The organism is uncultured Candidatus Puniceispirillum sp., from assembly GCF_963979125.1.
Lineage (GTDB): Bacteria > Pseudomonadota > Alphaproteobacteria > Puniceispirillales > Puniceispirillaceae > Puniceispirillum.
In genome coordinates, this window is sequence record NZ_CAXBVX010000054.1 from 1 (window position 1) to 14,136 (window position 14,136).

Consider the following 14,136-nt stretch of genomic DNA (forward strand, 5'->3'; position numbering starts at 1 on the left):
ACAGCTATGCATGTCGTCAACGCCGTAATATAACAGATCGACAAACATGCCGACAGTCGTTGCAATCACGATCATACTAAGGACAAAAAACCAATATTCGGCGCGCCGTGCACGACCAGTGAATGTTGCATATTGATAAAATGGTAGTTTGATGAGATGCCATGTCAAAGCACCATTTTGTGTTTTGGAAACCATTTGTTTGCTCTGTTTGTTCAACCCTGAAATAGTTTGTTTACGGCAATGATATGAGCCACCAGTAATAGAGGGCAGTGGCACCATCATAGTCATGGATAACTATAGGGTAATAGAGTTAAGAAAACGTTTACTGCTATGTGATTTTGCCATTTTCCTGAAAAATTCTTCGGCTTAATTGCGAATAAGCCGCGTGCTTGCTCGGCTTGACCTATTTGGCTACCTGGGGCAGTTTTCATGACGTTAGGAACCGCAATGGAGACAATTATGCAAATCAGGGCTGTAACCCCAGAAGATCGCGCCGCGTGGGAGCATCTATATCGCGGCTATGCGGCCTATTATCAGGTTGAAACTGATAGTACTAAACTTGATACTTTGTTTGCGTGGCTTTGCGATCCGGAACATGTCTGTGAAGGTCTGGTTGCTGACGCCTCTGGTCATCTTATAGGGTTGGCACATTTTCGCGCGATGCCATCGCCTTTGCGCGGTGCTGATGTTGGATTTCTGGATGATTTATTTGTTGATCCATCTCAGCGTGGTGGCACAGTGGCCAATGCGTTATTGCGGGCAGTTGATGATATCGCCGGACAGCGCGCATGGGCTGTCGTGCGGTGGATAACGCGTGATGATAACTATCGTGCACGTGGCCTATATGATAAATTATCAACGCGAAGCAACTGGCTGACTTATGAAATGTCAGCTGAAACTACAGGGCGCTAACGTGGACATAAGTGAATTCGAAAGTAAAGATACCGTAGCCATTATCAGGCTATGGCAGGTTTGTGATCTTATCCGTCCATGGAATGATCCGCAAAAGGACATAGATCGTAAAATGACTGACCGGAATGGTGCATTCTGGGTTGGGCGTGTTGATGATAAGGTAGTGGCATCAATCATGATTGGCTATGATGGCCATCGAGGCACAATCAATTATCTGGCTATTGATCCGGCCTTTAAAGGGCAGGGGTTCGGCCGCCAACTGATGAAAGAAGCTGAGGCATTTCTGATATCGATTGGCTGTCCCAAAGTCAGCTTTTGTGTGCGGCGTGATAATGAGCCGGTTGTTCAGTTTTATGATGCGCTTGGCTACAAACCGGATGATGTTTTTTTCTTTGGCAAGCGGCTTATCCCTGACGATTGACGTCTTTGCCCATTACCGTGCTTTTACAATTACTCACTACTTGTGGCGTTTGCAATTTGCGACTGGGATAATGCACCTAGATGTTTGAAGCTGATCGTAAAATTGAGTTCGTCAACGGTTTTGATGTCACGATCCTTGGTAGGGTCATGCTTATAATTGACTGTAACTGTGATGCAATCTTGCACCCCGCCGTTCCAAATCAACGTTGCGTTTTTCTCGCCACCTCTTGTTTTACTGACTGAAAAGGTGCCAGCACCATATCCAAGTGATGCGCTGGTCTTTTCCTGTTTGGTTTTGCCATATGACAAATCCCATATCTGGCTTGCAGATATATTCCAACCATTATCAAAACTCCGGCTTGCGCCTGCCTTTAATTCTTCGCGATCATCGGTGGAACTTGCAAAATACGCTTTGGTCAATTGGTTATGGTCAAGTGACCAATTGGTAGCACCAAAATTACCCGCAACTGTTGTTTTCGACTCATTAAGCGTGAAATCATGCGAAGACAGGCGCCCTGACCATGTCAGTTTATACGCACCAGGCGGATCAATAGATGCGCTGGCGACATAATCGGAATATATATCGTCCGAATTCGTGCTTAGCCCGCTTGCTCGCTTTGAGGATAATCGGCGGCTTAGACCAGCAAAACCGGACATCTCACCAAGCACGGCATCTTGCGTGATTGCCGATAGACCAAAATCCATGCGGCTTCCTGGCAAAATATAGTCTTTGCCCTGATAGCGGTTAAGAAGAAATAGATTGGCTTCGTCAATCCGGTAATCACCTGCATCGCGGTTTGGTATCTTTTTGGTATTATCTTCGCCAGCCACATGTACCAATTTTGCTTGCGGTTCGATAACAACAAAGCGATTTAAAATTGACGTAGCCAAAGGCAGACGATAACCCACGGCAACAGAAGGGTTTACGGTAGTTATGTTACCAATCGTGGTTGTCGCAGTTGTTGGCTTGCTGTGCAGGTTATAATAGCTTCCGATTATGTTGGCATCATAGCTGGCGATACCATATGTCAGCGGAAAGTCCTCAGTGATTTGTGCGGTGCCACTCCACCGTGACATATCGTATCCCTGATCATTGTCTAGTTGAAACGCCTGAATTTCAGTGCGCATCGTCTGACCCTCGCGAAAACCAGCTTGCACTTCTTCAAAATATACATTGGGAAGCAATGATGGTTCATTGGCGAGTGCTGTTTTCGTTTTAAGAGTCTGAATATCGTTTGCTTCAACAAGATAATAACGATCTGACTTTAACCTTTCGGCTACAATCTCTGACTTCAGCGACGTTGCATCATCAAAATTATAACGTCGCATGAATGTATCTTGGCTAGCTCTGTTCAGACGTGCTTTCAGGTTCCAGTCATTTCCTAATGTGGATGTAAATATTGCATCAATAGCGCCAACAGATTCGCGATTTTTCTTATATGTTTCGACTGACCCTGTATAGATCGAAGCGTTTAAATCGGAATTATCCCATTTTTGACGATAGCGTGTTTTGATCGCGGTGCCTCGATACTGATATTTATAAGGCGTGAACTCTATGTCACGTGTGTCGTCAATAACTTGATAATATGGAATTGAAGGGGTGAAGCCTAGATCGGAACTGATGAAAAAGCTTGGTGTTAAAAACCCTGACCGACGCCGCACTGTCCAATCTGGATGCGCAAGATATGGGAAATAGCCAACTGGAATATTCAGCACATGCATCCGAACATTATTATGGCTGATTGTTTGTGTTTTTTCCGACCTTACAGTGGATGTCGTTCGTAAATCCCATATTGGTGTTTCACCATTTTCAAAATCACATTTGCATGGTGTGAAACGGGCGCTTTTAAAGACAGCTTTGTCACCGACCGTTTGTTCCCCGTTTTTGGACTTCATTGAAGTGCCGTCTGCAAATTTTGTGCTAAGTGTTTCAGCAACGATATGGGTGAATTCTGTATCCACTTCCATAATGGTCGCTTTATGGCGTGTGCCATCCGGTAATGTCAAAATCACGTTACCGCGCGCAACAGCACGATCATTTGGTTTGTTATAAGTCACTTCGTCAGCGCGCAAAACTTTACCAGCCTGCTTCAAAACTACGTTACCAGTGGCATACATGCTGCCATCTTCCTGATTAACTTGAACCTTATCAGCCTCAAAGGCGATCGGTGCATCATCCGCATTAGCCGAGACTGACATCATCGAGATTACGATAAAAAGAAAGCTAAAAATCTTTATAAACACGCGCATTCCTTATCCTTAGAGATACGTAACAATATATGGCTACCGAGTTTTGCTAATGATGTCTATGTAAAGTAGCTGTCTAGACATACTGACGCGGGTTAACTTTCACGTAAAAGCGCATGTAGGCGAAGCGAATCTGCGTCTTTGGCCATTTGTTTGGCGGTAAAAGGAAAATCACGCCACGCTTTATCCTGAAACGTCTGACGAAGGGCGTCATCCCCCATTAACGCTCGCAAAGCTACGCTGAATGTGCTGACGCTTGGTTTATCAACAAGCAAAGCACGACCCTCAGCCACTTCAGGAATCCCGCCACGCCTTGTTGTTAAAAGCGCACAACCAGCTGCCAATGACTCAAGAACAACTTTTGATATTGGTTCGTTCCATAATGATGGGCAAGCTGCAATGGCTGCCCGCACTTGCAGGGCACGCATTTCCTGAATGGGGATAAAACCCAACATTTCAGCACGCGTTCCAAGCGGTGCTATGGCTGTGGCAATTTTATCCTCGTAACTTCCGCGTTTGTTTTGTTCAAAGCGGCGCGCCCCAGCAATTTTGAGTTGCCATTCGGGAAAATCAGGTAGGACTTGCGCGACAGCCTCTGCGCATTCAAGAATGCCTTTTTCGGGTACCATGCGTCCCGCTAGCAATATGAATGGTTCTTTTTTTGGTTTTTCATGTATCCAGCGATATGCGCCATTTCTGGCAACGCCAACAATATGAGCCATTGGATGGTTGTTGCCTATACCATCCAGAAAACAGTCGCGGATATAGTCGGAAATGCAAATCACCGCGGCCATATGATCAAGCAAAAATCGACGTTCAGCCTGTGTTTTTGCCCCTTTCATGGTGCGGGGATCATTATGCAAGTAAAGGATCACATTTAAGTGCGTATTTTTTCGTGCAAGATGCCGTGCCACATGGCAACGGCTATGCACTTCAACAATATCTGGCAATGTCGTGTTGGCAATATGGTCAAGATAAGCATTTGCAAAACATATATTCTGCCCACGAAGCAAACTTTGGCGCGGTGTAAGTCCTGTGAAATGGACATCCGAAAATGCATTTTCGACGTCGGTTCCAAAAACATGAAATACGTCAGGTGTTGCGCTGGCCAGGGCAAGATCATGAACAACACCAGCAATCGCGCCTGCATTATTGGGCGTAAATCGTTCCTTTGACGGCAACAGCATATCAATGCGAGGTTGTTTTGATAGAGATGAAAGGGACAATTGCGTCTCTTGAAGATGATTAAAAGGGTGTGTGATTAACATGGCATAGATTAAATATGCTTATGAACATTCTATTACATACCAGCAACTAAACAATATGCTATGACACATAAAGTAAATGAATTTTAGCGATTAAACGGCTTTGGAATGCAATCAACAACGACGCAAAAGGCAATTCTTATCATCAAGCATGGTGCTCTTGGCGATTTGATACAGGGGCTTGATGCTTATGCTAGCGTGCGAGCAGGCTTCCCAGATGCGCATATTGCTTTACTGACAACGTCAGCTTTTGCGCCTTTGGCTGTCAAAATGCCATGGTTTGATGAAATCATCATTGATCAGCGCGCCTCATTTTTCAATCTTGTCGCAACGTATAAAACTGCGTCTCAATTACGGCGTCAGTGGGATTCGATCATTGATTTGCAATGTAGTAAGCGCACAGCAAATTATCATCGGTTTTTCACACCATCTTTGACCAACTGGTACGGCACAGCTACAGGTTGTTCGCATCCTATGCCAGACTTTACAGGCGTCAATAATCAGCAACGTATGTGCACAGCCGCCAAAATGGCTGGTGGTATTATTGTTGAGGCTGACATGACCTGGCTAAAAGCCGATATTACACAATTTGAATTGCCGAAACGGTTCGCTGTTTTGATCGCTGGCTGTTCACCGGCCAAACCAAGTAAACGCTGGCCCTCACATCATTTTGCCAGTCTGGCAAACATATTAACAAGACAGGGGCTGACGGTTGTTCTTGCGGGCACAAATGCTGACCGTGAAGCGGTGGATTCGGTTCGTGAAAACGCGCCAGATACCATAGATTTATCAGGAAAAACCAATATTCCCATGTTAGCGGCTCTGTGTAATCAGGCCAGTTTGGTCATTGGCAATGATACGGGGCCTGTTTTTCTGGCAGCCAAAACCGGAACACCGACGGTCATGGTGCTTGGTGCGGATACTGATCCAGATATGTCAGCGCCAGTTGGGGCACAGTGTTCGTGGATACAAAAAGTGCCTATCAGCGATATTACACCAGATATGGTGATTGAACGTCTCACGTCGATGAAAGCGTTATAAATATTTAAAAAGACGAGCCAGGCTGTTTCAAAAAGTCGATTTCGTCATCAGTTGATGGTCGCCCTAGAATTACATTTCGATGCGGAAACCGGCCAAATTGGGCAATAATATCACGATGTTTTACGGCAAATTCATAGGTGCGTTCTGTGGTCAGTTTCTTGAACAAGGGAAGCGACGCATCCTGAATTTCAATATCCTCACTATGCATCATGGGCATTAGCATAAAATGTCGCCAATGCGCATCGGGGTGATCTTTATAGCCGCGTTCTTCACATCGCAAGCTTAGCGCAAGTGCCATCTCATCTCCGGCAAAAGCACGTGGTGTATCGCGATAAACATTACGGGTAAATTGGTCTAAAACAATGATAAGCGCTAAACATCCAGCATCATTATCAGCCCAGCTATCAAGACGACCAGCTAAGGCATGTGTGATTGTTTTTTCGAATTTTGCTTTTATCAGCGCGTCAAAATCATCATCTTTTTTAAACCAGTGCTCTGGGGTGATTTCGCTAAACCAGAAAGCTATGACTTCATGATATTCAGGCATTGTGGGCATGTTTTCATCCTCAATTATGACAGGATAATATAATCACATCATAACACCTTACCCGGATTCATTAAATTTTTTGGATCTAATGCTGTTTTTATTGCGCGCATCGTATCCATGATTTCCGGACTTTTGACAGTCGCAAGTTGATCACGTTTGGTCTGACCTATGCCATGTTCTGCACTAATCGACCCGTTATATTTGGCAACATTTCGATAAAGTAATTCATAAAGCTGCGGCACTTTTTCGTCAAAGTCAGAGTTGCTATTTGGCCCTTCAACCAGATTGAAATGCAAATTACCATCACCGATATGCCCATAACCGCAAATCCAGATTGTTGGGTCAATCTCTTTGATACCTTGAACCATCTCGGCATAAAACGGGGCTAGAACGGATTGTGACAGTGACACATCCGAGCGGGCAACATTACCTGATAATTTATGCGATTCTGGTGCGCTTTCACGAACATCCCACAGGGATTGTCGTTGGGCGTCACTTGCGGCGATTGTGGCGTCAATGACCAGCCCATCTTCAAAGGCACTGGCAAGCACGTCTTCCATGATTTGGTTTAACGGCAATGTGCCATTTTGATCGACAACAATGCTTGCTGGATTGGTGCTGGCAATTTCCATAAGCACATTCATGTCACCCCGCGTTTTCAACGGTTGTGGAATATTTGGAAATTTGTCGAATAAAACATGCAATATATCAGCTGGAATAAGCTCAAAAGCTTCGACCGTGCCGCCTGATGCGGCTTGCAGGCGGTGAAGCAAGGTTACGGCTGCCTCAACATCACGTACTTCGGCAAAGGCGGTACTTCGCGCAACAGGCAGGGGAAAAAGACGCAAGGTTGCGGCGGTAATGATGCCTAATGTGCCTTCAGATCCGATAAACAGGTTTTTAAGATCATATCCAGTATTATCTTTACGCAGGCCACTTAGCAAATCGATGACTTTGCCGCCCATCAATACAACCTCTAGGCCCAGTGCTAGCTGGCGGGCGGAACCATAGCGGACAACATTCAGCCCGCCGGCATTCGTGCCCAGATTACCGCCTATGGTACAGCTACCTTTGGCGGCGAGATTTAAGGGGAAATAGAGTCCCTTTTCTTCGGTAATGTCATGCAGGTTTTGCAGAATACATCCAGCCTCAACAGTCATTGACATATTCTGCGGGTTAATTTCGCGAATAGCATTCATGCGCCGCAAAGATAGCAAAATTGTGTTGCCCGTTTCGTCTGGCGTCGCGCCGCCCATAAAACCGGTGTTCCCCCCTTGAGGTACGACAACGATATTTTCGGCATCGGCAAAGGCCATGATCTGTGACACTTCATCTGTGCTTGCTGGCAAAACAACAGCATGCGCTGCCCCGTGATACCGGTCATGCCAATCAGACATAAAGGGTGCCATATCGGCATCAGCGTTTAACACGGCTTTGGCGCCAACAATTTTGATTAAGCTATCAATAACGTTGCTAGGCATTAAATCCTCTATTTATTAACGCGGCGCGGCGGCGCGGCGAAGTCGGTCATTGATGGCTTCACCAAGCCCCTCATTGGGAATGGCCGCTATGGCAATGCGTTCAGCATTCTGTTCACCACCTAGCTTATCGGCTTTATGCAACAAAGCAAACAGGTTGGCGGCGGCTTCGGTTATATTTCCCGATTTACTTAGGTTTAATGAGGCGTTGCTGATCTGGGTGCCGAAACCGATCGCTATTTCATTATGTTCTGCTGTTTCGGCATTCATACGCACGCCAAGCTGTGGTGCATAATGGCTGGCAAGCTGTCCGGGGCTGATGGGTTTGTTTTCATCTTTTGAAGCTGTGTTTTGCCCAAGTAACCTGTGGCCCGCTTTTTCCAGCGCATCATTAATCGCATCGCGTGTGATGCCCCCAGGGCGTAAAATAACAGGGATGTCCGAACTGCAATCAACAATAGTTGATTCAAGGCCGCTTTGACAGGCGCCGCCATCAAGAACCAAGTCAATATGGCCGCCCAACCCATCAAGCACATGGCCAGCCATGCTGGGGCTAATACGACCAGATGGATTGGCACTTGGCGCGGCAAGGGGGCCATCAAAGGCAGTTAAAAGCTGCGATGCTGCTGGATGTGAAGGCACCCGCACTGCAATTTTGGATAATCCGGCGGTCGTTAGCATGCTGACCATACAATCGGCACTACGATCAAGGATCAGCGTCATGGCGCCTGGCCAGAAATGGGACGCCAGACATTCGGCAAGCGCTGTTTTTTTACCCAATTTGAAAGCCGCGTCACTTGTCGATACATGACTGATAAGCGGGTTAAATGATGGCCGCCCCTTGGTGGCAAAAATACTGGCAACGGCATGTGCATTACAGGCATCGCCACCAAGCCCGTAAACTGTCTCGGTCGGAAACGCCACAAGCCTGCCATCACGCAATACATCCACGGCGCGTGCAAGGCTATGATCAGAAATTAAAAGACACTCAGTCATGCGCTTTTAATACAGCATTGCATGGCGTGCGCCTAGCCATAGGTTAACAGTATCTGGACGTGGGCATTTAGCTGTATCTTTGGTTATGGACTTTGATCTGGAAATACCATTTATTGAAATGGCGACGACATAAACATTAACAAAGGTATCCGTATGTGTGGACGTTTCACCAGTACCGCAACGCCCGAGGAACTTATGCGGCTTTTCGGTGTTTCAGTGCTGGAAAATTTGCGTCCTCAATGGAATGTTGCGCCAAGCCAGTCAGTCACAATCATCACCCGTGATGGTCTGCAGAACGAAGCTGTCAGTGCAAAATGGGGGTTGCCGCCACGCACCAGCAAAGCCAGTTTTTTGATTAATGCCCGTATGGAAACCGTTACCCAGAAACCGACCTTTCGCGACGCGTTCCGCCTGTCGCGCTGTATCGTGCCGTCAAGTGGCTGGTTTGAATGGTCGGCACCAAAGACACCTTGGCATGTGCAGCTTTGTGATGGTGATGTAATGGGCTTTGCCGGTTTGACATTTCGGCGCAATGACGATCTGCATTTTGTGATCATGACCAGCGCGGCGGATGAAAAATTACGCGAAATACATCATCGGCAACCGCTAGTTCTTGAGCCGGATGCCTGGCATACATGGCTTGGCAGTGACCATCAATCAGCACTAACGCATTGTAAAATTGCCTCATCTAGCTGGTTTAACTGGTATCGGGTTACCGCAGATGTTGGCAATGTGGCCAATGACAATCCGGGGCTTGTAACACCGCTTTCACCAGATGCTTTTGCACCCATAAAGCCAGATCAGGCAGATTTGTTCGATTAAATATCGGTGATTGCGGCTTTGCGCACCAGAATACCATAAAGATGCCAAAGCACGAGCGCACCAGCACCGCGATAGGGTTGCCAGGCTGCGCCAAGTGTTTCCATTTCGGATGCCTTGGGTCGGTGTGGCAGTTGCTTTAGACGTTTCATGCCTTCCTGAAGTGCAATATCATTCACAGGCCAAGCATCCATATCGCCAAGCGCAAAAAGCCGGAAATTATCTGCTGTCCATGCGCCTATACCTCGTATTTGCACAAGCCGGTTCTGTACTGCCTGCCCATCCATATCTGCCAGAGCGTGCAAATCAATGCGCTTTGATACTATTTCATCGGCAATACCGATAATATATTCGGCTTTGCGACGTGATAGCCCGACAGCGGCCAGATCATCAGGTGATTTTGTTGCAATCACAGTTGCCTCAGTAACACCATTGACTTCCATCTTGTTCCAGATTGATGTGGCAGCCGCCCGCGAAATCTGCTGCCCGACAATAGCACGTGCCAATGTGTCAAAATTAGCTGGCAATGATCTGTCGGGCGGAGCGCCATATTGGCTAATCACAGAGGCAATATCGGGATCGATAGCACACAACGCATCTAAAGCACCGCCAGAGCCCAGCAAAATTGTTTTCATGTCAATCAGCAGATCATTCGTCATATCGTTTAGATTATATTTTGATTAAGGTAAAAGTAAGCAAAGAATTTTATCTAAAAATAGAGGAGACGATCAATGCGTGTTTGGGATTTACCGCTAAGACTGTTTCACTGGGGATTGGCCATATCTGTGATTGGCGCAATCATGTCCGCTAAGATTGGAGTTCTTGTAGTTCATGAGCGATTTGGACTAGCTGTTATGGCACTGGTTGGATGGCGTATTATCTGGGGGTTTTTAGGAGGGCACCATGCACGGTTTGCAAATTTTTTACGGGGTCCGCTAACCGTTATCGCATGGGTGCGTGGGGAAATTGCTGGTCGGCACAAAGTACGTGGTGCGGGACATAGCCCGCTTGCTGGCTATGCGGTTATGGCGCTTCTTATGATCACGTGGTTTATGGCTTTCAGTGGCTCCATATCAACTGACGGTATCTTGTTTGATGGCCCTCTGGCACATCTGCTACCTGCTTTTAACAAGACGGCGAATTCAGTTCATCATTTTGGTGAGAGGCTGTTGTTCCTTATTATCCTTTTACATATTGGCGCCATTCTAGTTTATAAATTTGTTAAAAAACGTGATTTGACTATGGCGATGGTCAAAGGTCAGGCAACCGATGAAGCAGGAACAATTGAAGGATCAGATGGATCGATTTCCCGTAATCGAACAATCTGTGGTGTTTTGCTTATGGTCGCCATGATAGCTGGGGCGCAAATGTTGACCTTGTTGCGACCTGCGTTGTTCTAGCGTTTGATGTATTTATTGGTGTGTTGCCTGTGAATGATATATCACTGATATATTATCTTAACGGCTAATTTCACCTCCCGTGAAGCCATGTGATCGATTTAGCTAAACACTAGATTGGCAAAGCTAGGATGCCCTGTGACACCATCAGTTTCACTACCTGTATCGCGCCCTTTTCTGGGTTTGTCTCTCAGCTTCTTGGCGGTATTACTTGGTCTGGCAACAGGCGTCCTTATTAAAAAAACCGCCTCAGACGCTGGTATCGCAACAACATTATTCTATCGGTTTCTGTTTTCAATTCCATTGTTGCTAGCCTATGCGGTTTTTGTGCGTGGTAGGTATTTTCTTCAGATTAACCAGACCAAAACCTTGGCTTTGCGGATCATATTTGGCGGTTCAGGTATTATTTTCTGGTTTTTATCTGTGCGCAATATGCCCTTTGGTCAGGCAACAGCCTTGTTCCAGAGTGCGGTGATCTTTGTGACCATTTTTTCACCTTTGTTGTTGGGCGAAAAAATAGGTTTATATCGCTGGTCAGCTGTAATTGTGGGTTTGTTTGGTGTCTTTATCGTTACTGATCCATTTGCGGGTGATATATCATTTTATGCGTTATTTGGCGTTTGCGCGGCAATGTCGGGCGCAGCCTTATCAATCGTCTTGCGACGCCTTGGTCGTGGTGACGCACCAGCCAGTGTGGCGCTATGGTACAATGGGTCGGGCACAATTGTCGCGGGGCTTGCTGTTATTATGATACCGGACCTGCTTGATCCGGTGGGTGGACAATTACTGCTTGATCTGATTTTACTTGGCGTGATTGGTTCGGCGTTACAAATATGCTTTACGAGCGCCTATCGATATTCGGACGCGGTGGTTGTGTCGTCCATGCGCTATCTACAGATTCCTCTTTCGGGAATAGCTGGCTATTTAATGTTCGCCGAGGTCATGAATATCACACAGATTCTAGGTGTTATAATTATCATATCAAGCTGTCTTGTGATTGCATGGCGCGAATTTGTCCGCAATCGTGCAACACCCTTGCTACCGGAATAGTTCCGACAAAATGATATTGCAAAGCTGTTGCAAATGCATCCCGATATTCTATAACGAGCGCATGATGATACGCCGCAAGTCCTAACAGGAGGCTTTATAATGCCAACACGTCTTATTCGTATTATGGGCGAATCCGATATTGTCGATGTCGATATGGATGCCAGCACTGACGCGGGATTGCCGCTATTGATGGGATTGGCGTCTGATGATCGGATTAACATTCTGGGGCATTGGATGGATCAGGACCGTGGTGAAAAGCTGGCTGCTGATCCAGCGCATCTGGCGGCGATGACGTTAATTGCCAAAGACCATGTTGAAAATCATGACATTGCCAAACAATTCGACGCGGGTGCTAATTTTGTTGTCTTGACTGTCTTGCGTGAAAAATGGCCAGTTGGTTCCAAAGCAAAATTTCAAGCTGTTGCCAGCCGGGTTAGTGCCGAACATACCTATATCGCCTATCCATGTGGCGCGGCTAAAATTGAAAATCTGGATGATGATGATCTGCTAAAACAATCGGAAACGAACCAGCTTGCTTTTGCGTTGCCATTTTTCAAAAAGAATCGTCGCCGTTTTGCCAACAGTAGTGCTGTTCAGGGGCTAATCAAACAAGGGTTTGCTGGTTAAACATCCCTGACAGACAGCATATCCTTGATTGATTTAATGAGGCGAACACAGCAACTAATTCTGCAATTCGTCGATATTTTTGAAATAGTCCAATGCTTCGGCATTGGCGAGCGCAGACGTGTTTTTTACCGCGCGGCCATGAATTATATCACGAACGGCAAGTTCAGTTATTTTACCCGATCTTGTGCGCGGAATATCTGGGACAGCAACAATAACAGCAGGCACATGACGCGGTGTTGCACCTGACCGAATGGCTTTCTTTAAAGCGGCTTTGAGATCATCAGTCAGTTCGCAACCATCCGCCATGCGAACAAACAGGATCACACGAACATCATTATCCCAATTCTGACCAATAACCAGAGCTTCAATGATTTCAGGAAACGCTTCAACCTGACGATAGATTTCAGCCGTGCCAATGCGAACGCCGCCCGGATTGAGCGTTGCATCTGAACGACCATGAATGATAATGCCGCCACGCTGGTTTAATGTTGCCCAGTCGCCATGTCGCCATACGCCCGGGAAATGTTCAAAATAGGCAGCTTTATATTTATGGCCATCGGCATCATTCCAGAACATGACAGGCATTGAGGGGAAGGGCGCACTGCAACATAATTCACCTTGCTTGTTGCGCACGCTTTGCCCGTCATCATCAAGAACGTCAACGGCCATCCCAAGACCACGAGTTTGGATTTCACCTGCATATACAGGCTGGGATGGTGAACCAAGCACAAAGCACGACACAATATCCGTGCCCCCTGAAATCGAGCATAATTGCACATCATCTTTTATCGATTGATAAACAAAATCGAAACCATCAGACGACAATGGTGATCCCGTTGATAAAAGACTTCGTAGCGCACTTAGATCAACTGATTGAGACGGGTGATAGTCGGCATTGCAGACAGCGTCGATATATTTGGCCGAGGTGCCAAACAAGGTCAGTTTCTCGGTTTCGGCAATTTGCCAAAGGCGTTCAGGGCCTGGATAAAATGGATTGCCCTCATAAAGTACGATAGTTGCTTTCATCATCAATGCCGAAACAAGCCAGTTCCACATCATCCAGCCACAAGTGGTAAAATAGAAAACATTATCGCCCGCTTTGATATTGCCATGCAGGCGATGTTCCTTGATATGTTGCAACATTGTGCCGCCGATTCCATGCACAATACATTTTGGCGCACCGGTGGTGCCACTCGAATACAGAATATATAGCGGGTCGTTAAAGGCAGTTCGGGTAAAGTCAGATATGGGCGTATGATTCAACGCATCAGCAAATAAGGTGGCATTGTCAAAACCTGACAAATCAGGTCGTTCGTTCAGATAGGGGATAATCAGGA

General features: G+C 46.4%; 15 protein-coding genes. 7 read left to right on the forward strand and 8 right to left on the reverse strand.

Annotated elements, in window-relative coordinates:
* Positions 1-195, reverse strand: a 195-nt coding sequence (locus tag ABNT28_RS06715; protein WP_348721247.1) for a DUF805 domain-containing protein, incomplete at its 3' end; no start/stop codon positions are given.
* 264 nt (positions 196-459) lie between these two features.
* Here ABNT28_RS06715 and ABNT28_RS06720 point away from each other — a divergent pair.
* Together ABNT28_RS06720 and ABNT28_RS06725 are read left to right on the forward strand one after the other, a co-directional pair.
* Positions 460-912, forward strand: a complete 453-nt coding sequence (locus ABNT28_RS06720) for a GNAT family N-acetyltransferase (RefSeq protein ID WP_348721248.1) — start codon at positions 460-462, stop codon at positions 910-912.
* Position 913: 1 nt separating this feature from the next.
* Entirely contained in the window at positions 914-1,333 is a 420-nt protein-coding gene (locus tag ABNT28_RS06725; protein WP_332923785.1) for a GNAT family acetyltransferase, read from the forward strand.
* A gap of 29 nt (positions 1,334-1,362) precedes the next feature.
* Here ABNT28_RS06725 and lptD read toward each other — a convergent pair whose 3' ends face one another.
* Complete coding sequence (lptD, locus tag ABNT28_RS06730) at positions 1,363-3,576, reverse strand: LPS assembly protein LptD (protein WP_348721249.1); 2,214 nt, start codon at positions 3,574-3,576, stop codon at positions 1,363-1,365.
* A gap of 98 nt (positions 3,577-3,674) precedes the next feature.
* Positions 3,675-4,805, reverse strand: coding sequence for a glycosyltransferase family 4 protein (locus ABNT28_RS06735; RefSeq protein ID WP_332923787.1), 1,131 nt, complete (start codon positions 4,803-4,805; stop codon positions 3,675-3,677).
* Positions 4,806-4,952: 147 nt separating this feature from the next.
* On the opposite strand from ABNT28_RS06735, the gene ABNT28_RS06740 reads away from it, so the two are divergent.
* Positions 4,953-5,885 carry a glycosyltransferase family 9 protein gene (locus ABNT28_RS06740; protein ID WP_348721250.1) on the forward strand — a complete coding sequence of 311 codons (933 nt, stop codon included), beginning with the start codon at positions 4,953-4,955 and terminating at the stop codon, positions 5,883-5,885.
* Positions 5,886-5,889: 4 nt separating this feature from the next.
* Here the strand turns inward: ABNT28_RS06740 and ABNT28_RS06745 are convergent, their stop codons facing one another.
* From ABNT28_RS06745 to ABNT28_RS06755, 3 genes are read right to left on the reverse strand one after another with little or no spacing between them, the layout of a single operon-like run.
* Positions 5,890-6,441, reverse strand: a complete 552-nt coding sequence (locus ABNT28_RS06745; RefSeq protein ID WP_332923789.1) for a DUF924 family protein — start codon at positions 6,439-6,441, stop codon at positions 5,890-5,892.
* A gap of 38 nt (positions 6,442-6,479) precedes the next feature.
* The gene (locus ABNT28_RS06750; protein ID WP_348721251.1) at positions 6,480-7,913 is read right to left on the reverse strand and encodes an FAD-binding oxidoreductase; all 1,434 of its coding nucleotides are present in this window, start codon (positions 7,911-7,913) and stop codon (positions 6,480-6,482) included.
* Between the two features lie 15 nt (positions 7,914-7,928).
* A complete protein-coding gene (locus ABNT28_RS06755; RefSeq protein WP_332923791.1) occupies positions 7,929-8,906 on the reverse strand; it encodes an L-threonylcarbamoyladenylate synthase in 978 nt (325 codons plus the stop codon).
* Between the two features lie 153 nt (positions 8,907-9,059).
* Here ABNT28_RS06755 and ABNT28_RS06760 point away from each other — a divergent pair, with 153 nt between their 5' ends.
* Entirely contained in the window at positions 9,060-9,728 is a 669-nt protein-coding gene (locus ABNT28_RS06760; RefSeq protein ID WP_332923792.1) for an SOS response-associated peptidase, read from the forward strand.
* Here ABNT28_RS06760 and ABNT28_RS06765 read toward each other — a convergent pair.
* Complete coding sequence (locus tag ABNT28_RS06765; protein ID WP_348721252.1) at positions 9,725-10,360, reverse strand: DNA-3-methyladenine glycosylase 2 family protein; 636 nt, start codon at positions 10,358-10,360, stop codon at positions 9,725-9,727. The two genes, ABNT28_RS06760 and ABNT28_RS06765, sit on opposite strands and share 4 nt — an antisense overlap.
* Positions 10,361-10,456: 96 nt before the next feature.
* Here ABNT28_RS06765 and ABNT28_RS06770 point away from each other — a divergent pair, with 96 nt between their 5' ends.
* From ABNT28_RS06770 to ABNT28_RS06780, 3 genes are all read left to right on the forward strand, one after another.
* Positions 10,457-11,125, forward strand: coding sequence for a cytochrome b/b6 domain-containing protein (locus ABNT28_RS06770; protein WP_332923794.1), 669 nt, complete (start codon positions 10,457-10,459; stop codon positions 11,123-11,125).
* Between the two features lie 135 nt (positions 11,126-11,260).
* Complete coding sequence (locus ABNT28_RS06775) at positions 11,261-12,172, forward strand: DMT family transporter (RefSeq protein WP_332923795.1); 912 nt, start codon at positions 11,261-11,263, stop codon at positions 12,170-12,172.
* A 99-nt stretch (positions 12,173-12,271) separates the two neighbouring features.
* Positions 12,272-12,799: a hypothetical protein gene (locus ABNT28_RS06780; protein WP_332923796.1), complete on the forward strand. Its 528-nt coding sequence runs from the start codon at positions 12,272-12,274 to the stop codon at positions 12,797-12,799.
* Between the two features lie 54 nt (positions 12,800-12,853).
* Here ABNT28_RS06780 and ABNT28_RS06785 read toward each other — a convergent pair.
* Positions 12,854-14,136: acetoacetate--CoA ligase (locus ABNT28_RS06785; RefSeq protein ID WP_348721253.1), on the reverse strand; the 1,283-nt coding region annotated here is incomplete at its 5' end.